The sequence below is a fragment of the Nonlabens sp. genome (assembly GCF_018401815.1).
GTDB lineage: Bacteria > Bacteroidota > Bacteroidia > Flavobacteriales > Flavobacteriaceae > Nonlabens.
The window spans coordinates 143,320-165,591 of record NZ_JAGYKG010000003.1; the positions used below are offsets into that span (position 1 = coordinate 143,320).

The following is a 22,272-nucleotide window of genomic DNA, read 5'->3' on the forward strand; positions in this document are numbered from 1 at the left end:
ACCTACTGTTTTACAATATTTAATCCCAATCCAGTTGCTTCTATATTTACGGCATTATGGGTGCGATAAAAGCGTTCAAACATGTGTACTTGGTCTTCGATAGGGATACCTATGCCTTGATCGGTAACTTTTAACAATGATCGCGGGTTAACACTACAAATACTGATGCTATTTTCCTTTGTTTTTTCCGAGTACTTGATTGCATTAGATAGTAAATTAAACAAGATATGTCTCCATAGCTGTACCTCTAGAAAGACCTCTACACTTGATGATTGATGCTTCATAATAATGTTTTGTCCATCTTTCTTGATAATTTCAATTTCTTCAACCACCGATTTTACAAAATCAATAATATTAAATTCGGTTAGTTCAGGAGATACTTTTCCTTCTTGTAATTTGCTTAACGATAAAAAGTCATTGAGGATAACTACAAGATTTTTAACACTGGACCTGATTTTGGAAACATGCCGTAGCCTTTGATCTTCTTTACCTGAGGCATTTAATTTTTCAATTAAAATGGCGGAAGATAAAATAGCCGTCAGAGGCGTTCTAAACTCATGAGAAGCCATAGAAATAAATCGGGATTTTAATTCGCTTAACTCTTGTTCTTTTTTTAGAGCATTTTGGGCCTTAAGGGCAGTTTTTTTTTGAACACTGATATCGTTGTAGACAAATAAAGCACTTGAAATAATGCCGTTTTTATTGAATAACGGTTTGGTGTTTATAGCAAAGTGTTTTTTGCTGTATTCAATTTCTAGTTGGAGGTGCTTGCCTTCAATAGTCTTTAAAATTTGTTCTTTAAGTTTTTCTTTTTGGCGCTCAGGAAATAGGGCGAGTTCATCTACCGACATATCTTCTGAAATAACTTTATCTAACTTTAATTTTCTTATTCCCTGTTCTTCTATCAGAAATATTTTAATTTTAGAGTCAAAGACAATTATAAATCCATTAGGAAAGTTTTTTGCAATTTGCATGGATAGGGTTTTATTTACCAAGGCTCTTTTTTTGGCTTCTTGGGTTTCTACTATCTGTTCCTCTAGTTGTAAGTTAGAGGTAAGCAATTGATCTAGAGCAGTCATTAAAGTTTCGGTACGCTGTTTTACTTTTGCCTCCAGGCTATGGGCATATACTTTTAGTTGTTCTTTAGGGTCTTTTAGACCTTCTTCAAATGGGTTATCTACTTTTAGATCTCTGATAATGCTAAGTAAATTACCTCCATATATTGAGGAAATGCGCGCTCCATAGCAGATTGTTTGGTTAGGCTCATTAATCTTGTATGCTACCCGTTCTGATTGGTTGTTATGGTAAACGCGCAGCTGTGCGTGACAAATCAACTCGCATATAGTTGCGGGAAGAATATCTTTCAGACCCTTCTCTGTAATTATATCCTTAGTAACCAATAGTTTGTGGGGCTCTGATCCATAAAATTCTAGAAAATTGCCATCGCAATCCTCAATAAACATCATATGAGGAAACCTATAAAATAAGGTATCGTTTTGAATTCCAAGTCCCTTTGATGCATAAGGGTTAATAGTTGGTATAGTTACATCAATTCCCTCACTAACTATAAGTTTTAATTTGGTGTCATGATTTTTTAAAACCTCATTCTGCCATTGAATTTGTCTTTTTGTATTGTCAATTAAGACAGCATGTTTATATTCTCTAGGACTCGTGATTTCGCTTTTTATTATTTGATCAAATAAGTTGGATAATCGGTTCCTGTGGCGCTGAGGTATGTAAGATTCAAACCAGTCTTTACCAATGAATTCTCTATATGGGGTTTTAAATAGATCAGAGGCTTTCCTATTGGCAAATTCGATTTTATGTTGTGCATTGATTATTAAAAAAATACATGAAGAATGATATAAGGGAGAGCAGCGCGCCACTTTTTCTTTTTTTAATTCAAATTCGGCTTTCTTCTTTTGGTTGATATTTTTTATTTGCTCAGATATCCCAAGGCATATTTTCTGAAAATCCTGATAGGTAATGTTTTTTAGATATACAGCTGCATGATACAGCAGGGCTGTTTTTTTATTACCACCAGCTCGCGTTTTATGACCAGGTCTAACTTTTTTAATTTTGCTAAGGTTTTTACTTACATCCATAGATGCCGGACCTTTTTTGGTTGGTATTTGGACGACAGCACTTCTTGAAGATTGGTATTCAGTTTTTAATATTACTTTAGATTTGTAGGTGATACCACTATCAATACCGTTATAAAAATCTGAACTATTGAGATGGTCAAGTTCCCTTTTATTGCTATTTAGAGTCCATAAATTCATAGGACTACTTTTACTAGTTGCAGTATGAATAATCCTTTTCGAAAGCTTATTGGTATAAAAATCAGCTAATTGAAGTCCCGATAAAAGAAAACAGTCATCTTTTTTAGGAAACCAAACTGCCTTCTGATCCTTATTGGTTTTTGATAGTTTAGGAATTAGTGCTCTTATTTTTAATCCGATGAGTCTCGCTTTCGCGAAAGCAAAAAAATAACAAGCCGCACGATGTACTTGTTGAATTATTTCTTGGTTATTGGCTACAAGTAGTGCATCAAAGTAAGATTCTAAATTCCTTTGGAATGGATTGGGAAGCTCTTGAGATTTTTTCATAGCGACACTAGTTATAATTCAGCATTAACGCGAAAACACTTATGGAATAACTTATAACCTCAAACGGTTGATTTTCCATGGTAACTGTTTTCAAAAATAGGAGAAAGAGCTAGTTCTTAAAATGATATTTCTCATGTCATTTATCTGTTATTCAGGTGTTTTAAACGAATCAGGCAGGTCGTATTTGTGATTAAAAATTTAATGCTACTGATCCAAATCATTTTTTAGGTTTTTTATAGAAAATAAATTTGAATATCATAAGAGTTCTAAAACTCAAAGGGCAACCGTACACAAGAGGAAAACTTGTAGTTGCATGGCATATAATTGTGGGGGTACTTTATTGCATAGAAAGCACCGAAAATTTGAGTAACAACTGACTGCAGTTGAATGCGTTACAAGTGATGCCGATACTTTATGAGATGTTTCTTGATGGTAAAGAAAAAATAATAACTAATAATAATGAACAAACGGAAATTTATAAAACAAGCTATTTGGGGTATGGTGGGTATTTATATGGCACCTACTGTGCTGTTGTCTGCTTGTAAATCAGCAACTAAAAATGAGCAAATTATGAAAACGACTCTAAGTTCAGTAGCGCCAACATTTAAATTACCTCCACTTCCTTATGCTTATGATGCTTTTCCGGATACCATTGATCCTCTAACCATGGAGTTACATTATACAAAGCATCATCAAGGGTATACAGATCAACTGAATGCTGCTTTAAAAGAGGTTGCTATATCTAGCAACACCATAGAAGGTATTTTAAGTAAGGAAAACTTAACGGATGAGCTGCGTAATCAAGGGGGAGGTTATTATAATCATAACTTATATTGGGATGTTTTAACTCCAGGAGGAAGTAAGATGAGCACAGCTTTTAAAGCTAAAATAAGAGAAGATTTTGCATCTGTAGAGGCTTTTATGAAGGAGTTGGCAGAAGCAGGCCAAAAGCGTTTTGGTTCTGGTTGGGCTTGGGTGGTTCAGGATAAGGATAAAAAACTTCATATTACATCTACCCCCAATCAAGATAACCCTTTGATGCAAATCTCCGTGATTAAGGGAACCCCTATATTGGGAATTGATGTTTGGGAACATGCTTACTACCTCAAGTATCAAAACAGAAGAGCCGAATACCTCAGAAAAATCTTAAATATCATAAATTGGGAGCAAGTAGAAGGTAGAATGGTATAACCTATAAGTCGGTCTATAATTGGAATACATCTTGATAGCTGTTCACCACACCTCACGACACTATTGGAATAGCTTATTTGATTCTATTTTAGCTTAGAGTATCAGTGCTAGAAACTCAGGGCAATCAACTTGCTAGATATAAAAGTAGGAGATCAATTTTGATCTCCTACTTTAAGTCCTAGATTTCTTGGTTTAAGCTATCGCTACTTTCAGAGGCTTTTTGTTTTTAGTTTCTTCTTTTTTGAAGAGGTTAAAACTAAGGATCCCATTTTTATATGCTGCTTTTATGTGGTCTTCTTGAACAGAATCAGGAAGTTGAAGCCTTTTTTCAAAAGAATTATAGTTAAATTCTTTTCGAGTGTAATTGTCTTCCTTTTCTTCTTTTGAACTTGATTTTTCTGCAGTGATCTTTAAACAGCCTTCTTCAATTGTGACATCAAAATCTTTCTTGTCAAATCCAGGAGCCGCTAATTCTACTTCGAAAGAATCATCCGTTTCCTTAATATTCAAAGCTGGCTGATCTAGCTTCTTGTTCCATAACAGGTTCTCAAAAAAACCGTCATTATCAAAAAGGTCAGTGGTCATGAGGTTTCCAATAGGTGTTCTTTTAAATTTTACTAGTGACATAATTTTATAGTATTTAGTTAGACAATATTTATTGGCGAAGTTAGAAGTAAGACAACTAAAGAGAAATGACTTAGGTCAGAAGTACATTCTAATTTTGATGTTTTGTGCAGGTCCCTATGGTTCGTACAAATAAAATACCGCTTTTGATCTAGTTAATCTTTTCAGAATAATAAAGACTTAGCAGATGCTAAGAATACAAAACCCGGCTTCCAAAAATTTAAGTTTGTTTAGTGTTATAAGGGTTCTTATTTGTCTTATTGTATACTGCAGCTTTTCATGATGATGTGATCACACTTTCAAAAGAGAGCAAATCGATTAAATATTATCAAAATGAAAAAAAAAAATTATATTTGTGATATAATGAAACAACGATTCCATAGATCAATAGCAGTTGTTATGGCTTTTGCAGTACTTGTGACTACAATGTCATTCACTATAGATATGCATTATTGTGGGGATACGATGGTGGATTACTCCTTCTTCCACAATGCAGCTTCTTGCAAAATGGAAAAGGCAGTTGTAACTTTAAGTTGTGACCATCAAGAGATGAAAAAACAGTCCTGTTGTTCAGACGAGCAGTTAATAATCACAGGGCAAGATGATTTAAAAGATCATTTCTCAAAACTTAGCTTGGAGCAACAGGTCTTTGTTGCCTTATTCGCCTATTCTTATATCAGTCAATTTGGTGTACAACCACTTACTGATGTTGTTTTTGTAGATTACCCCCCTCCTTTTGTCAAACGCAATGTGCAGGTGCTGCACCAGTCGTTCTTAATTTGATTTTTAAACGCTAGGCTCCGTTCTTTTGCAATTAGAAGGATGGCGCAGAAGTACTTTGATTCTTACATCTAGGGCAAATTGTACCGTGATTGTTTTTCTGTCAACAGAAGTACAACCCTTTTATAACTGTTTAATTATCATAGCATATGCTTAATAAAACGATCAAATTCCTTATAGAGAATAAACTCGTTGCCGTTTTAATGATCACCCTATTGGTAGGTTGGGGTATTGTCAACGCACCCTTTGGTTGGGATACGGGTTTTTTACCTTCCGATCCTGTGGCAGTAGATGCGATTCCTGATATTGGAGAGAATCAGCAAATTGTTTTTACCAAATGGCAAGGTAGATCTCCACAAGATATTGAAGACCAGATTACCTATCCTTTAACCACTTCATTGCAAGGTATTCCTGGAGTCAAAACAATTCGAAGTTCTTCTATGTTTGGTTTTTCCAGTATCTACATCATTTTTGAAGAAGATGTAGAGTTCTATTGGTCCCGCAGTCGGATTTTAGAGAAGTTGAATTCGCTGCCGGCTAATTTATTGCCAGATGATGTCAATCCTACCTTAGGACCCGATGCGACAGGTTTAGGTCAAATATATTGGTACACTTTAGAAGGGCGTGATAAAAAAGGGAATGTAACTGGTGGATGGGATTTACAAGAACTGCGCAGCATTCAGGATTACTATGTAAAGTATGCCCTTTCTGGTGCCAGTGGGGTTTCAGAAGTAGCTTCTATAGGTGGGTATGTTCAGGAATATCAGGTAGATGTTGATCCTGAAAAAATGCGTCAATACAAGATAGGTCTCAACCAAATTGTCAAAGCAGTAAAGGAAAGCAATCAAGATATAGGGGCACAAACCTTAGAAATTAATCAAGCAGAATATGTCGTTCGCGGTCTGGGGTATATCAAGTCAATAGCCGACATAGAGAATGCCGTCGTTACTTCAGAAAACTTCACCTCATTGCGCATTAAAGATGTGGCAAAGGTACATTTAGGACCCCAATCTAGGCGTGGTATCCTTGACAAAGAAGGAGCTGAAGTAGTCGGAGGAGTAGTGGTAGCTCGTTATGGCGCAAACCCTATGGAAGTCATCAATAATGTAAAAGCAAAAATTAAAGAACTCAAAGCTGGACTGCCTTCAAAAGTATTGGCAGACGGGAGCACCTCACAACTCACCGTAGTTCCTTTTTATGACCGTACAGAGCTTATTGAAGAAACCTTGGACACACTAAGTGAGGCACTGACACTAGAAATCCTCATCACCATTTTAGTGATCATCATCATGCTCTTCAACCTAAGAGCTTCTATTTTGATTTCTGGACTATTGCCCGTAGCTGTTTTGATGGTTTTTGTGACCATGAAAATATTCAACGTAGATGCTAATATTGTCGCACTTTCTGGTATCGCCATCGCTATTGGTACTATGGTCGACGTGGGCGTCATTCTAGCCGAAAATATGATTCGGCATATGGATGATGAGAAGTTACGCTTTAGGGAAAGCGGAGAGGAATTCACCACAAATGAAATTATATACAATGCAACAGCTGAGGTTTCAGGAGCTATTTTAACAGCTGTTCTGACAACCATCATCAGTTTTGTACCCGTCTTTACAATGATAGGCGCCGAGGGTAAACTGTTCAGACCCCTAGCATTTACAAAAACCATGGCACTTTCGGCCTCTTTAGTCATTGCCTTGTTTATCATACCGCCATTAGCTGCGTATTTATTTAAGAAGAAGAACATTAAAAACTCCTTCAATTATGTGTGGAATAGTTCACTGATTGCAGTAGGTGTTTTGGCTATCATTTACGGATACTGGTTGGGATTGATTTTAATTGCTTTTGGTAGTACAGCACTGTTAACTTTGAGGAATACGCTTTCGCGAAAGCGTGCCAATCTTATAAACATCATTATCGCATCAGCCGCTATAGTGGTATTACTGGCAACCTATTGGAGACCACTAGGCTTTGATAGAAGCATTCTTATAAATCTAATTTTTGTATCCATCATTTGCTTTGGAATTCTCGGAATATTTTCTGTATTGAGAAGGTATTACGGTCAGATTTTGGAATGGGCATTAGCAAACAAGCTCTTGTTTTTAGTGATTCCTGCAGCAGTACTTGTTTCTGGTGTATGGATCATGAACAACACAGGAAAAGAATTCATGCCGTCACTTAATGAAGGCTCCTTCCTCTTAATGCCAACTTCTTTACCACATGCCGGTGCCGAAGAAAACAAACGCGTACTCCAGCAATTAGATATGGCAGTAGCTAGCATTCCAGAGATAGAAACTGTAGTAGGTAAATCTGGTCGAACAGAGAGTGCGCTGGATCCAGCTCCTCTTTCTATGTACGAAAACATGATTCAGTACAAGTCTGAATACATGCGCAATGAAAATGGAGAACGACAGCGTTATAAAGTAAATGAAAACGGACTTTTTATAACAAAAGACGATCTTCTTGTCATCAATCCTAATACGGATATAGAGGCTGGTATTAAGGAATACGATGCGTCAAAATTAAGAGACCCATTTAATGTTGAAGATAAGCATCTGGTTCATGATGAAGATGGGGAATACTATCGCAACTGGCGACCTGAAATTAAAAGTCCAGATGATATATGGAATGAAATCGTCAGGGTGACCAAGTTGCCAGGGGTGACCTCTGCTCCTAAATTACAACCTATTGAAACCCGACTGGTCATGCTGCAAACAGGAATGCGAGCACCTATGGGAATCAAAGTAAAAGGCCAAGATGTAGCACAAATTGAAGCTTTTGGGTTACGATTAGAAGACCTTATCAAACAAGCCGAAGGTGTAAAAGAACAAGCGGTTTTTGCAGACCGTATTGTAGGCAAGCCCTATTTATTAATCGATATCAAACGCGAGCAATTAGTGCGATACGGTATATCGGTTATGGATGTTCAGCAAATTTTACAAGTGGCTGTTGGTGGGATGCCATTGACACAAACGGTAGAAGGTCGAGAACGTTATGGGGTGCGCGTGCGTTACCCAAGAGAATTAAGGAGCAATCCAGACGATCTTAAAAAGATTTATGTACCAGTAGAGAAAGGCAGCCCTGTTCCTTTGGGAGAACTGGTAGACATACGTTATGAAAAAGGTCCACAAGTGATTAAAAGTGAAGATACTTTTTTGATAGGTTATGTGCTCTTTGATAAGCTCGATGGATTTGCCGAAGTAGATGTGGTGGAAAATGCCCAAGCGTTAATCCAACAAAAAATAGCTGATGGAGACTTGATCGTCCCTAAAGGAATCAGTTACCAATTTACAGGAACTTACGAAAATCAATTGCGTGCAGAGAAGACACTTTCAGTGGTGGTTCCACTTGCACTGATCATTATTTTTCTCATACTTTATTTCCAGTTCAGATCTGTAGGTACTTCGCTTATGGTATTTACAGGAATCACCGTTGCTTTTGCCGGTGGTTTTATAATGATATGGCTCTATGGTCAAGATTGGTTTTTTAATTTCAGTTTTTTTGGCGAGAACATGCGCGACCTATTTAACATGAAAACCATCAATTTAAGTGTGGCAGTTTGGGTTGGTTTTATAGCCTTGTTTGGTATAGCTACTGATGACGGTGTGGTTATGGCCACCTACCTCAAGCAAACCTTTGACCGTGAAAAACCAGCGGATATAAAAGGCATACGTCACGCTGCATTAGAAGCTGCTCAGCAACGTATTCGTCCTTGTTTGATGACTACAGTAACTACCATCCTTGCCTTACTTCCTGTACTGACTTCGACTGGAAAAGGAAGTGACATCATGATCCCTATGGCGATCCCGATTTTAGGAGGAATGGTGATCGATATAACTTCCTATTTCTTGGTGCCTGTTCTTTACAGTTGGAGAGAAGAATTTTTTCTTTCGCGGAAACTCCCTAAAATTGAGGAATCAATAATCAAGACTAAAGAATTAAAGTGAAAAGTTTAAAGTGAAAAACTAAAAGTGAAAAGTGGAAAGTGAGAAGTGAAAAACTAAAAGTGAAAAGTAAGAATAATGGGAGAGAGTATTTTAAAAACAAAAAGTTATGCCTTTGCCATTGAGGTGGTGAAGCTTTCTCAATTTTTAGTTTCTGAAAAGAAAGAATTTGTGCTTAGTAAACAATTGCTTCGCAGCGGTACAGCAATAGGTGCGTTAATTAGAGAGGCAGAATTTGCACAAAGTGCGAAAGACTTCATCAATAAAATGAGCATCGCTTTGAAAGAAGCAAATGAAACATTGTACTGGCTGGATTTATTGAAGGATACAGGCTATCTCGTTTCACCTCAACATCAAGAATTAAAAGGAAAATGTAAAGAATTAGTGGCAATGCTTGTTAGCAGCGTTAAAACAGCTAAATCAAAACTTTAAGATGAAAAAACCTAGATTACATAATTATACCCGATTAATAAGAACGCTAATCGCCGACTTGACTTTCTCTAAACGGTTGAGCAATTTCAATGTGTTTCAAGAAAAGAGCATGAAATCATTGCTACATATCGCCATCATTTTTCACTTTTCACTTTTCGCTTTTCACTCAGCTACAGCGCAAGTCTTAGAACAATACATCAATACAGCTCAACAAAACAATCCAGAAATCCAGGCTTACAACCTCCGCTACAACATCGCTGAAGAAAAAGTAAATGAAGTGGACTGGATTCCCAATACAGAATTAAGCGCAGGCTATTTTGTAAGCGAACCAGAAACCAGAACAGGAGCTCAACGGGCTAGATTTTCAGCAAGACAAATGTTGCCTTGGTTTGGTACTATTACCGCGAGAGAAAATTATGCAAGCTCCATGGCAGATGCAGAATTTGTTGAAGTAGCCATTGCAAAACGCAAATTGGCGCTAGCTGTTTCTCAGTCCTATTACAGCCTATATGAAATCAGAGCAGAACAAAGGGTTCTCGATAAAAATATCCAACTCTTAAAAACCTACCAACGTCTAGCACTTACTTCTATTGAGGTAGGTAAAGCAACAGCAGTAGATGTGTTGCGATTACAGATCAGACAGAACGAGCTGCAACAGCAAAAGGATGTTTTAGAACAAGTCTATTTAGGAGAACAAACCTCCTTTAATAAACTATTGAATCAAGACGGAAACAAAGGGGTAACAGTAGTTGAAGAGTTCTTGTTACCTGAAGAAGATATAGCTTATGCGCAAGATGTATTAAGTCTTCACCCTGAATTACTCAAGTACGATAAGCTCTATGAATCCATTACTCAATCAGAGTTGTTGAATCAAGCAGAACGAAATCCTATGATAGGCATTGGAGTGGATTATGTGCCTGTTTCTGAGCGTGCTGATATGAATTTTAGCGATAACGGTAAGGATATATTTATGCCTATGCTATCGGTTTCCATTCCTATTTTTAGTAAACAATACGATTCCAAAAGCAAACAGAACGAACTACGTCAGTTAGAAATCGCAGCTCAAAAAGACAATCGATTGAATGTGTTAGAATCCGCTTTCGCGAAAGCGATATCACAACGCAATCAAGCCCGAATTAAATTTAATACCCAACATAAAAACTTAAAACAGGCCCAAAATGCCGAAGAAATTCTTATCAAAAATTACGAGACTGGAACCATAGATTTTAATGATCTTCTTGATATACAAGAGTTGCAATTGAAATTCCAGATCAATCAAATAAAAGCAATAAGCATATACTACCGACAGAGTGCAGTAGTTAATTATTTAGTAAATCCATAAATCAAAAAACAATGAAAAATTTAAAATCAATCTTAGGAGCAATGCTCATCATGGCAACTATTTCAATGGTGTCTTGTAAAGAAAACGAGGCAGAGACAAAACCAACAACCGAAGTAGATCAAGGAGATGAATACACTTCTGCTTACGTATGTCCTATGCATTGTAAAGACAGCGGTAGTGATAAAGAGGGTACTTGTGATTCTTGTGGCATGACACTCATAAAAAATGAAGAACATACCGCAAACGGTCATACCCACGAATAAAATAGCCGCCTGTAAACTTAATTTTAATAATAGTGTTCCTCTGGTAAAGTAATTCAACTCCCTTACAAGGATGTCTAGGACTACTTACTGAAACATTGAAATTAGAACAGCATGCCTTTAACCAAATTGGGTTAACATCAACCTTAACTGGGACAAAACATGCTGTTTACACAGCATAATTTAGTATCTTAAGAACAAAAGAATGCTCCAATGAAACACACCTATCACATACACGGAATGACCTGCAATGGTTGCCGTAGTCACGTTGAAAAAACACTTTCTGAAGTGGATGGTGTGAGCAATGCATCTGTCAACTTGGAAAAAGAGGAGGCTATAATAGAAATGGAATCACATATTCCTATAGCGACCTTTCAAGAAGCCTTGAAAAACGATGGTGGCAGCTACAGTATTCATTCGTCTGCTTCTGAATATAAAAAATCTGCTTCTTCTGACATTCAAGCTCCAGCTTCCAAGCGCTCCAAAGGAACAGGAACGTTCTATTGTCCCATGCACTGCGAGGATGACAAAACCTATAACAAGCCAGGCGACTGTCCGGTCTGTGGGATGGATCTTGTAGAAGAACAAAATTTATCGGTCACTACTAGTGAACAATGGACTTGTCCTATGCATCCAGAAGTGCTGAAAGACGAACCAGGAGCTTGTCCTATTTGCGGTATGGACTTAGTCCCAATGCAAGCAGACAGTTCTGCAGAAGAGAAGACCTATCAAAAGTTATTAAAGAAATTCTGGATCGCACTCGCTTTTACGCTACCCATTTTCTTTATCGCTATGAGCGAGATGATTCCTAACAATCCATTGTATGATATAATGGAACAAAAAGGCTGGAACTGGATCCAATTTGGCCTCTCCATTCCTGTTGTGTTTTATGCAACTTGGATGTTCTTGGAACGCGCTTTCAGAAGTATAAAAACCTGGAACCTCAATATGTTTACCCTTATCGGTATAGGTGCTAGTGTGGCGTGGCTGTTCAGTGTTTTTGGGATGTTGTTTCCAGACTTCTTTCCAGCACAATTTAAAACAGACTCCGGAGCAGTGCACGTTTATTTTGAAGCCGCTACCGTGATTCTAACCTTAGTATTGATGGGTCAGGTATTGGAAGCGCGTGCACATAGCAAAACCAACTCGGCAGTCAAGGAATTACTGAAGCTCGCACCCAATAAAGCAATGCGTGTTGTAGATGGAAATGAAGAAGAAGTATCCATTGACCAAATTCAAAAAGGGGATATGCTACGGGTGAAGCCAGGCGATAAAATCCCTGTGGACGGTGTGATTACCGAAGGAAAAACTACGGTGGATGAATCCATGATCTCTGGAGAACCTATTCCTGTGGACAAAGCTAAAGACGACAAAGTTAGTAGTGGTACCATTAACGGCAATCAATCCTTTTTGATGAAAGCCGAAAAAGTAGGAAGTGACACTTTACTTTCTCAAATCGTAAAAATGGTCAACGATGCCAGTCGCAGTCGTGCACCTATTCAAAAATTAGCCGATACTGTTTCTGGATACTTTGTTCCTGTAGTGGTAGTAATTTCACTGATTACTTTTGTTATTTGGGCGATTTGGGGTCCAGAGCCAGCCTATGTATATGCCTTAGTCAACGCTATTGCAGTGTTGATTATCGCCTGTCCTTGTGCGCTAGGACTAGCAACCCCCATGTCCGTTATGGTAGGAGTAGGTAAAGGGGCACAAAATGGAGTGTTGATTAAAAATGCAGAGGCTCTTGAGAAAATGGATAAGGTAGATACCTTGATCATTGATAAAACAGGAACCATTACGGAAGGGAAACCCACAGTGGAAAAAATAGGGGTCTTCGGAGACCGCCCTGATCGCTATAGGGACCAAATAACCCAGCTTATAGCATCCCTCAACAGTTCCAGCGAGCATCCACTTGCTGAAGCTACGGTGAAATATGCTAAGGAGCAGAAAGTCGAACTCTCAATAACCGAAAACTTTAGTGCCGTTACTGGTAAAGGAGTGGAAGGAAGCGTTGAGGGTAAAAAGCTGGCTTTAGGAAACACCAAAATGATGGAATACGCAAAAGCTTCCATAGCATCTGAAATGGAAACTGAAGTACAGTCCTTTCAGAAACAAGGGAAGACCGTTTCTTACTTGGCTATAGATGGTGAAGTGTCTGGATATGTGGTCATAGGTGATCAAATAAAAGCAACCAGCGCTAAGGCCATCAAAGAGCTGCAAGAAAAAGGTATTGCCGTGATCATGCTCACTGGTGACAACCACGACACCGCACAAGCGGTCGCCAGCGAACTCCACCTAGCCGATTTTAAAGCAGGTATGTTACCAGAGGACAAGCTGCAAGAGGTTACCAAATTACAAGAACAAGGTAAAGTGGTTGCCATGGCAGGTGACGGTATCAACGATGCACCGGCACTTGCAAAAAGTGACGTAGGTATTGCGATGGGGACCGGTACTGATGTTGCCATCGAAAGCGCTATGATTACCTTAGTAAAAGGCGATTTACAAGGAATTCTTAAAGCAAAAAAATTAAGCCATGCAGTGATGAAGAATATCAAGCAAAACCTATTTTTCGCACTGATTTATAACACCTTAGGAGTGCCTGTTGCCGCTGGAGTATTATTTCCTTTTTTCGGAATATTATTATCGCCTATGATTGCAGCGGTAGCGATGAGTTTTAGCTCTGTTTCAGTTATTGCAAATGCCTTAAGACTCAAATCAATATCAATCAATTAATCTATACGTATAATGAAATACACTATTATTTTTCTAGGCCTCGTACTAATGAGTGCTTGCAAAGAAACCTCACAGGAGGTTGATGTTGTACCAGATAACCAAATAACGCAGCAAGAAACACCCCAAGCAGAGCCTGTCAAGAAAAAACCATTGAGTCCGCATACCAGCGCGATGGCTATGATAGGTGATGCACACATCCATTTTGACTATTCATCACCTGGAGTTCGCGATCGTATTGTTTTTGGAGGCTTACTTCCTTATAATGTGGTATGGCAGGCAGGCGCGCATCAGGCAACTTGGATGGAAACCAATAAGGATCTAAGCATAGCCGGCAAGAAACTGAAAGCAGGGAAATACGGATTTTTTGTAATTCCTAATGAGAAAGAATGGACGGTTATTTTCAATAGCAACTGGGACCAACACGGCAAGGATGAATACGATAAAAAAGATGATGTAGTGCGATTGAAGATCACTCCTCAAACCAATGAAGATATTCAGGAACATTTAGAATACAAAGTGATAAAGACCAGCGATAGCTCAGGTAGAATAACGTTGAGTTGGGAAAAGATCCTTATCGAATTTCCCTTTGAAGTAAACTAAAATGGTAAAGAGAAAAACAGCGCTTAAGATTAGAAAAGCACATCGGTATTTAGGTATCTTTTTAGGAATTCAGTTTTTAATGTGGACCATTAGTGGTATGTATTTTAGCTGGACAGATATTGATGAGATACATGGCGACCAATTCAAAAAGGAAGTGCCAAATCAAACTGCATTCTCGAATTTGTTGGGAAGCTCTGAGTTGAAGATCCAAGAGCCTATTCGATCTTTGGAATTGCTAGATATCGCAAATTCACCTTATTACTGGATTAATGAAGCAGTACTTTATAATGCCCGTACAGGGGCAAAGAAAAATGAACTAACCGCAGATGAGGCCATCAAAGTAGCAGCGCGCTACATGCTCTCAGACTTAGAGTTGGATCACATACAACGTATTGAAAGCGTAGATGATCATCATGAATACCGTGGCAGGCCTTTGCCAGCTTATGAGATCTCCTATAAGACCGATCAAAACCTCAAAGCTTACGTAGCTATAGAGAACGGAGCTTTTCAAACTGTTCGTCATCGGGATTGGCGTTGGTTTGATTTTTTATGGATGACACATACCATGGACTATCAAGGACGTGATGATTTTAACACTCTTGTCCTTAGAATATTTTCTCTATTGGGATTGATTACCGTGTTAAGTGGCTTTTTACTTTGGTTCACCAGTTCGCCAACGATTATAAAATTAAAAAAGTAGGGTGGTAGTAATTAAAGAAATGAATAAAGGACCTGATCATGATAAACAATAGTATTATGGCGCCCGAGCGCGCTTTCGGCTCTATCTTTTTAATGGCTAAAAAGCCACAAAAAAGGATGCCGCCTCAATCCCTGGCGCAGGTTTGTGCTGACCAATGAAAATTAAAAATTATGAAAAAGAATATTTTATATATAGGAATTGCAGTAGTCACAGGCTTGTTGGCCGGGTGGCTCTTATTTGGAAACCATAATGCTGAGAGTAATTCCAGTACAGCGGGTTCTGACACTCACGATCATTCTAGTGAAACAGCTGAACAAATGTGGACCTGCTCCATGCATCCACAAATTATGACTTCAGCGCCTGGGGATTGTCCTATTTGCGGTATGGAGCTTATTCCAGTACAATCAAGTGCCGAAGGTCTTGCGGCAAATGAAATCAAAATGACCAAAAATGCCATGGCACTCGCTAATATTCAAACCATTAAGGTAGGTAGCAGTGTGGCTTCTGATGATGAGGGAATGATGTCGCTATCTGGGAAGATTGCTGCTAACGAAGAAAATAATGCTGTTCAGTCCAGTTATTTTGATGGTCGTTTGGAACAACTGAATATAAGTTACGAAGGCCAGCAAGTAAGTCGGGGACAATTATTAGCCACGATATATGCACCTCAACTGGTAGCAGCTCAACAAGAATTAATTACAGCAGCTTCTTTAAAAGAATCTCAACCAGGATTGTATCAAGCGGTAAAAACCAAATTAAAGAATTGGAAACTATCGGAAAGTCAAATTAACGCTGTAGAGTCTTCAGGGAAGGTAAGGGATAACTTCCCAGTTTACGCAACGGTTTCAGGAACAGTAGTGCAAGTCATGGCAGCCGAAGGTGATTATTTAAAGCAAGGACAACCTATTTTAAAACTAAATAACCTGAATTCGGTTTGGGCAGAATTTGACGCTTATGAAAGTCAACTAGCTAGTCTTAAAGTAGGGCAACAACTAAAAGTAACCACTAACGCATATGCTAATAAGGAATTTGATGCCAGCGTATCTTTTATAGATCCTGTGCTTAACAATGCTACTCGCACGATTAGCCTAAGAGCAACACTTCAAAATACAGAGGGTATTTTTAAGCCAGGAATGTTTGTTACTGGTAAATTGAAAGGGGAAATAAATAAAAACGAAGAATCACTTAGAGTTCCTGCAAGTGCTGTGATGTGGACGGGAGAACGCTCGGTAGTTTACATTAAAACAAATCCTAACGAACCTGTTTTTGAAATGCGTGAAGTGAGCATTGGTAATCGTAGTGGTGAAAATTATACCATTACTGCTGGTCTTCAAAAGGGTGATGAGATTGTTACCAACGGTACGTTCACAGTGGACGCAGCTGCTCAATTACAAGGTAAAAACTCCATGATGAACCAAGGGAAGCAAGAGGTTTCTGAGATGCCCTTGTCTGAAATGAAAATGAAATTCTCTGAGAGCTTTCAGAAGGATTTTAACGAGGTTTTACAATCTTATTTGCAAATGAAAGATGCTTTTGTAAAAAGTGATTCTGAGCAGGTTTCCGCTTTCGCGAAAGCGACATCCAAATATTTAAAGACTATACCTAGAGGAAGTTTAGGACAAATGGAGCAATCTCATATTAAGAAAAGTATAGAAATCCTCGACGCCATTGCTCAAAATGATAAGTTGGAAAATCAACGCGATCATTACGTGACACTTAATGAAAATATGGTTCCTATAGCGATGAATGTAGAAGGAGCAACACCTATTTATGTGCAGAAATGCCCTATGGCCAACAACAACAAAGGTGCTGTGTGGTTGAGTACCGAAAAAGATATAAAAAATCCGTATTACGGAGATGCGATGTTGACCTGTGGCAGTGTGATTGAAAAAATCAATTAGCCACATAGCAAAAGCTTAGAACCCTATAAAAGGAATCCAATAAAAGAAACCACGCTATAAAAACAGCGTGGTTTTTTGCTTATTTACCTTTAGTGCCTATTCCTTAGAAGATGGAACAGCACAGCTAGCCGCTTCTTTTTTCACACCCAATTTCATCAAGATGGTTTCTAATAAGCACCACTTGGTAAAAGCAGATTGTATCAAATTTACTCCTATAAAAACCGTAAACCACATCCAATTTGGGTTGACATAAACCGTTAGTACAACGCTCAATAAAACCATAGTACCTACGATCACTCTAAAATATTTGTTTAACATAATTTTTGTTTTATTATTTATATAAATCTTTCTATGGGAACCACCACTGCCTTAACGGGATTGTTCGTTTCTAATGTGGAATTAAATTCTTCTACCAACCGAAACAAAATATCAATATGCTCATCATCTGTAAAAGAGAAAAACATACAGGACTTTGTTCCAGAATCTAAACCAGAAAACCAATTAGAGGCACTTAATAAATTCGCTTTATTTTTATAACCTCCAATAGGAGAAGTGCTCAGGTTTTCTATTTGTGCATTTTTAAAGAGTTTCAATACATCACTTTTAAACTCCTCTGCTGTTGTGACTATGATTAATTTCATCGTTTTATCTGATTTGATAGTTCCAGCCCAGCTGAAAAACTCGAGGTTGCCAATTGTTATTTATAATTTTTCTTTTCTATCATGTAATACACCAGTGGCACTACCAATAAGGTGAGCACTGTAGAAACAATAGTTCCACCCATTAAGGAGATGGCCAGTCCTTGGAAAATAGGGTCAAATAATATGACAAAAGCCCCAATAACCACGGTTCCAGCTGTTAATAAAATAGGTGTTGTACGCACCGCTCCAGCTTCAATAGCGGCTTGTTTTAAAGGCACGCCTTCGTCAGTTCGTAAATTGATAAAGTCGATCAGCAATACCGAGTTCCTGACCATAATTCCTGCCAAAGCAATCATTCCAATAAATGAGGTAGCGGTAAAGAAAGCTCCCATTAACCAGTGGCCTAAAATAATACCGATTAAGGATAAAGGTATGGCTACCATCATCACTATAGGCGCTTTGAAATTTTGAAACCATCCTACAATTAAAATATAGATCAAAATGATAGCACCCAAGAAGGCGATACCTAAATCTCTAAATACTTCTAATGTAATTTGCCATTCACCATCCCACTTCACGGTGTAATCATCTTCAAAGTCCGGTTGTCCCAAGTACATTTCATTAATTGCATAGCCTTCTGGCATAGGAATGGCTTTTAACTTTTCTTCCATTCCTAATATAGCATAGGCAGGACTTTCTAGTTCGCCAGCCATATCGGCCATGACGTAGACTACTCGTTTTTGATTCTTACGATAGATGCTTTTAGCACTTATGGTTTTTGAAATATCTACCAAATCGGCAATAGGTATCATATCCCCTTGATTTGATGTGACGCGTAATTGTGAAATATCTTGCACGGTGGACTTTTCTTTTTCTTCCAGAGCCAAGACAATTCCTATTTGTTGCACCGCATCTTCATCGTAGAGCGATGTGATAGGGCGGTTAGACAAAGCTAAATTCATGGTTTGAGCAATTTGTTGAGGAGCTACTCCATATAACATTGCTTTTTCTTTGTTAATAGTGAATTGATATTCTGTTTGGTCGTCTTCAACCATCCAGTCTATATCCACCACATCATCTGTGTTTTTCAAGATATTTTTAACCTCATTAGCTACTGCTATTTGCCCCTCGTAATTTGGTCCATAGACCTCAGCAACAATAGTAGATAAAACAGGCGGTCCTGGTGGAACTTCTACTAGTTTGACATTGGCATTGTATTTTGCTGCAATTTTTTTAATGTCAGGTCTTAATAGGCTTGCTATGTCATGACTTTGTGCATCACGTTCCCCTTTATCAATAAGGTTGACTTGAATGTCTGCCATATTACTACCGCCACGTAAATCATAGTGACGTACCAATCCATTAAAAGTAATAGGTGCAGAGGTACCTATATAGTTTTGGTAGTTCACTACTTCAGGTCTTGAGGACAAGTATTGAGCAATTTCTTGAGTAACCACAGCAGTGCGCTCCAAAGTAGTTCCTTCGGGCATATCAATGATTACTTGAAATTCGTTTTTGTTATCAAATGGAAGCATTTTTACAGCGACAGAATTGGTAAAAAACAAGCCCATAGTAGCTAGTAGAATCACGAAGGTACCCCCTAAGAACAACCAGCGTTTGGAGCGACTTTCCATCAAGGGACGTTGAAACTTATCATACCATCTGTAAATCAAAGTTTCTTCTAGTGGTTTTTCTGCTTTTTTAACAGCTCCTTTTTTCTCTTTTTCTCTTAAGAAAATATATCCTAAGTACGGGGTAATGGTCAGGGCTACAAAGAGCGATAATATCATAGCAATAGAAGCTCCTATAGGCATTGGAGCCATATATGGTCCCATCAGTCCAGAAACAAATGCCATAGGTAATACCGATGCGATCACCGTAAATGTCGCAAGTATGGTAGGGTTTCCAACTTCGTTAATGGCGTATAGTGCGGCATCCTTAAAGGGTAGACGTTTCATTTTAAAATGCCGGTGCATGTTCTCTGCAATAATAATGGAGTCGTCCACCACGATACCTGTCACAAAAACTAATGCAAAAAGCGTGATTCTGTTCAAAGTATAGTCCAGCGCATAATAGCTTAATAGGGTCAATGCAAAGGTGACAGGTACTGATAAAAATACTACCAATCCACCGCGCCAGCCCATAGCCAGCATGACTACAAATGTAACGGCAAAGATAGACCCGATGAGGTGCAGGAGCAGTTCAGATACTTTTTGAGAAGCTGTTTCACCATAATTCCTTGTGATTTCTACATGAACATCGTCAGGTATCAAAGTCTTGCGTAAATGCGCTACTCGATCTATAATAATATCTGCAATTTTCATAGCATCGGCACCTTTGCGTTTTGCAACAGATAAAGTCACCGCAGGATATTCAGATAGGTACTCTGTTTTTTTGTCACTTCCTTGACCAAAACCTAAACTCACATAACTCTGAGGTACTTGTGGGCCATCTATGATTTGAGCTACTTGCTTTAAATAAATCGGTTGATTTTGTTGTACACCGACCACCAGGTTTTCCACATCGGTTGCACTCGTCAGGAATTTTCCTGTGTTGACAGTAAATTCGGTATCATTTCGATCAAAAGTACCGGAGTTCAACTGGGCATTATTTGCCTTGATCATTTTAGAGACCGACATAAAATCCAGACCGCTGGCAGCTAGTTTATTCTTGTCCAGTACTACGCGCAACTGACGTTCACTGCCGCCTATTTTATGGGTAATGGCAACATCGTTTACTTTTTCAATTTCAGCTTTTAGTTCTTGCGCCATTTGTCCCAATTGAAAACCGTTATAGTTTTCACTCCACAGGCTTAGTCCTAACATGGGAACATCATCTATGGCACGTGTTTTTACCAGTGGCATAGTGACACCTTCTGGCATTTGATCCATATGTTTGTTGATTTCGTTGTAGAGCTTTACAAAACTACGTTCAATATCTTCTCCTACATAAAATTGAACAATCACCATTCCTTGTTCTTTCATAGAAGTAGAATAGACATATTCCACTCCTTTGATGTTGGAAATGAGTTGTTCCAAAGGTTTGATTACGCGAGATTCTACCTCTGTAGGGTTGGCGCCAGGGTATCCGACAAAAATATCGGCCATTGGGACGTCTATTTGTGGTTCTTCTTCTCGGGGTATTAAAAACGAACTGTACACACCTACGACCATAAATACGATCATTAAAAGCACTGTCAGCTTGGAATTCATAAAGACTTTGGCAACTTTGCCGGCTAATCCTTCTTTCATTAGGTATATTTTTTGAGCGTTTTAAAAGGCATTCCGATTTCTATCGAGAGCTGTCTATCTTTTTTTGGCACTTTTCGCGAAAGCGGAACATTACTAAAAAAGAGGTTGACGGCTATGCTTCACGCAGTATTAAGTTATTGTATGGACACTTTCGCCCCGTTGAAAAGTTTGCCGTTTGCAGTGAGAATAAAGCTCTCATTCACATTAAGGCCAGATAGCACCTCTACCTGATCACCTACATTTCTACCCAATCGCAACCATCTTAACAGGGCTGTATTGCTCTCGCTTACCGTGTAAACTCCAGAGAGCTGCCCATTGGTAACCAGTGCCGATCTAGGGATGAACATGCTGTTGTTGGTAGCCTTTCTCTCTAAAGGGAAATTTACTGTAGCAAACATTCCTGATAGTACGGGTACCTCTGTTTTATCTAAGGCAATTTTCACTAAGTACTGACCGCCGGTTTGCTGGGCAGAAGTGCTCACCTCTTTTACGCTTCCAGTAAGTGTTGCATCTATAGAGCTGATCATGACGTTTACTTGAGTACCTGATTTGATTTGGGATATTTCGCTCTCTGGAACTAGGGCCATGACTTCAAAATCACCCGGAGCTTCTATGGAAATAAGCGGTTGCCCTGGACTTGCCATATCGCCTTTTTTTACATTTTTACTGGTAATCACACCGCTAAAAGGTGCGGTTATATTGGTATAAGCAAGTTGTGCATTGATTTCATTTTTCAGTTGCTTGGCACTTTCTAATCGTGCTTTTGCCATATTAAACTGGGCTGTCATGTCATCCAATTCTTTTTGTGATGCGCTATTTTCAGCAAACAAGTTTTTAAAGCGATTGTAGTCTTTTTGAGCATTGTTAAAGGCGGCGGTAGCTTCTGAAATACCTGCATTAATTTGGGCTTTTTTGGCTTGTAGATCGGTGTTGTTGATGGACATTAATAATTGACCTTCATTCACTTGATCACCAACATTTGCAGCAACGCTATTGACATAACCCATCATACGTGTGCTTAATTGGGCGCTGTTTTCAGCTTGTACTTTACCGCTTACAGCTAGAAAATAACTGTTGGTATTATCTGTAACAGCTTGCACTGTGACAGGAATTGCTTCTGCAGAGTTTTCTATGGTTGAAGCTTTTTTGTCATCACAGCTTGTGGCGAGTAAAGCAATAAGTAGGCTGCTTATGATATATATGTTTTTCATTTTTTTTTGTTTTATAGTGAGGCAGTATCTAGAGGTCATATAGGCTTGTT

General features: G+C 38.5%; 16 protein-coding genes. 10 read left to right on the forward strand and 6 right to left on the reverse strand.

The features are described from left to right. Positions 1-2: 2 nt before the first annotated feature. Positions 3-2,609, reverse strand: coding sequence for a PAS domain-containing sensor histidine kinase (locus KG732_RS07300; protein ID WP_213521976.1), 2,607 nt, complete (start codon positions 2,607-2,609; stop codon positions 3-5). Between the two features lie 459 nt (positions 2,610-3,068). On the opposite strand from KG732_RS07300, the gene KG732_RS07305 reads away from it, so the two are divergent. Further along, complete coding sequence (locus tag KG732_RS07305) at positions 3,069-3,800, forward strand: superoxide dismutase (RefSeq protein WP_300980382.1); 732 nt, start codon at positions 3,069-3,071, stop codon at positions 3,798-3,800. 192 nt (positions 3,801-3,992) lie between these two features. Here the strand turns inward: KG732_RS07305 and KG732_RS07310 are convergent, their stop codons facing one another. Further along, on the reverse strand, positions 3,993-4,427 hold the full coding sequence (locus KG732_RS07310; protein ID WP_213521978.1) for an Hsp20/alpha crystallin family protein: 435 nt from the start codon (positions 4,425-4,427) through the stop codon (positions 3,993-3,995). 330 nt (positions 4,428-4,757) lie between these two features. Between KG732_RS07310 and KG732_RS07315 the strand changes: the two genes are divergently transcribed. From KG732_RS07315 to KG732_RS07355, 9 genes are all read left to right on the forward strand, one after another. Continuing rightward, complete coding sequence (locus KG732_RS07315; protein WP_300980384.1) at positions 4,758-5,207, forward strand: hypothetical protein; 450 nt, start codon at positions 4,758-4,760, stop codon at positions 5,205-5,207. Between the two features lie 146 nt (positions 5,208-5,353). Continuing rightward, on the forward strand, positions 5,354-9,154 hold the full coding sequence (locus KG732_RS07320) for an efflux RND transporter permease subunit (protein WP_213521986.1): 3,801 nt from the start codon (positions 5,354-5,356) through the stop codon (positions 9,152-9,154). A gap of 75 nt (positions 9,155-9,229) precedes the next feature. Continuing rightward, positions 9,230-9,583 carry a four helix bundle protein gene (locus tag KG732_RS07325; RefSeq protein WP_213521988.1) on the forward strand — a complete coding sequence of 118 codons (354 nt, stop codon included), beginning with the start codon at positions 9,230-9,232 and terminating at the stop codon, positions 9,581-9,583. 109 nt (positions 9,584-9,692) lie between these two features. After that, positions 9,693-10,925, forward strand: a complete 1,233-nt coding sequence (locus KG732_RS07330; protein WP_213522487.1) for a TolC family protein — start codon at positions 9,693-9,695, stop codon at positions 10,923-10,925. 11 nt (positions 10,926-10,936) lie between these two features. Next, positions 10,937-11,188: a heavy metal-binding domain-containing protein gene (locus KG732_RS07335; protein WP_213521990.1), complete on the forward strand. Its 252-nt coding sequence runs from the start codon at positions 10,937-10,939 to the stop codon at positions 11,186-11,188. A gap of 210 nt (positions 11,189-11,398) precedes the next feature. Then, entirely contained in the window at positions 11,399-13,918 is a 2,520-nt protein-coding gene (locus KG732_RS07340; protein ID WP_213521992.1) for a heavy metal translocating P-type ATPase, read from the forward strand. A 12-nt stretch (positions 13,919-13,930) separates the two neighbouring features. Continuing rightward, complete coding sequence (locus tag KG732_RS07345; protein ID WP_213521994.1) at positions 13,931-14,518, forward strand: DUF2911 domain-containing protein; 588 nt, start codon at positions 13,931-13,933, stop codon at positions 14,516-14,518. Between the two features lies 1 nt (position 14,519). Continuing rightward, positions 14,520-15,218 (forward strand): PepSY domain-containing protein, encoded by a 699-nt coding sequence (locus KG732_RS07350; RefSeq protein WP_213521996.1) that lies wholly within the window; start codon positions 14,520-14,522, stop codon positions 15,216-15,218. Positions 15,219-15,388: 170 nt separating this feature from the next. Continuing rightward, the gene (locus KG732_RS07355) at positions 15,389-17,119 is read left to right on the forward strand and encodes an efflux RND transporter periplasmic adaptor subunit (protein WP_213521998.1); all 1,731 of its coding nucleotides are present in this window, start codon (positions 15,389-15,391) and stop codon (positions 17,117-17,119) included. A gap of 96 nt (positions 17,120-17,215) precedes the next feature. On the opposite strand, the gene KG732_RS07360 is transcribed toward KG732_RS07355, so the two are convergent. From KG732_RS07360 to KG732_RS07375, 4 genes are all read right to left on the reverse strand, one after another. Beyond that, positions 17,216-17,437: a DUF2892 domain-containing protein gene (locus KG732_RS07360; RefSeq protein WP_213522000.1), complete on the reverse strand. Its 222-nt coding sequence runs from the start codon at positions 17,435-17,437 to the stop codon at positions 17,216-17,218. A gap of 17 nt (positions 17,438-17,454) precedes the next feature. Beyond that, entirely contained in the window at positions 17,455-17,760 is a 306-nt protein-coding gene (locus tag KG732_RS07365) for a hypothetical protein (protein WP_213522002.1), read from the reverse strand. A gap of 56 nt (positions 17,761-17,816) precedes the next feature. After that, a complete protein-coding gene (locus tag KG732_RS07370) occupies positions 17,817-21,011 on the reverse strand; it encodes an efflux RND transporter permease subunit (protein ID WP_213522004.1) in 3,195 nt (1,064 codons plus the stop codon). Positions 21,012-21,145: 134 nt separating this feature from the next. Continuing rightward, the gene (locus tag KG732_RS07375) at positions 21,146-22,222 is read right to left on the reverse strand and encodes an efflux RND transporter periplasmic adaptor subunit (RefSeq protein WP_213522006.1); all 1,077 of its coding nucleotides are present in this window, start codon (positions 22,220-22,222) and stop codon (positions 21,146-21,148) included. Positions 22,223-22,272: the final 50 nt, after the last annotated feature.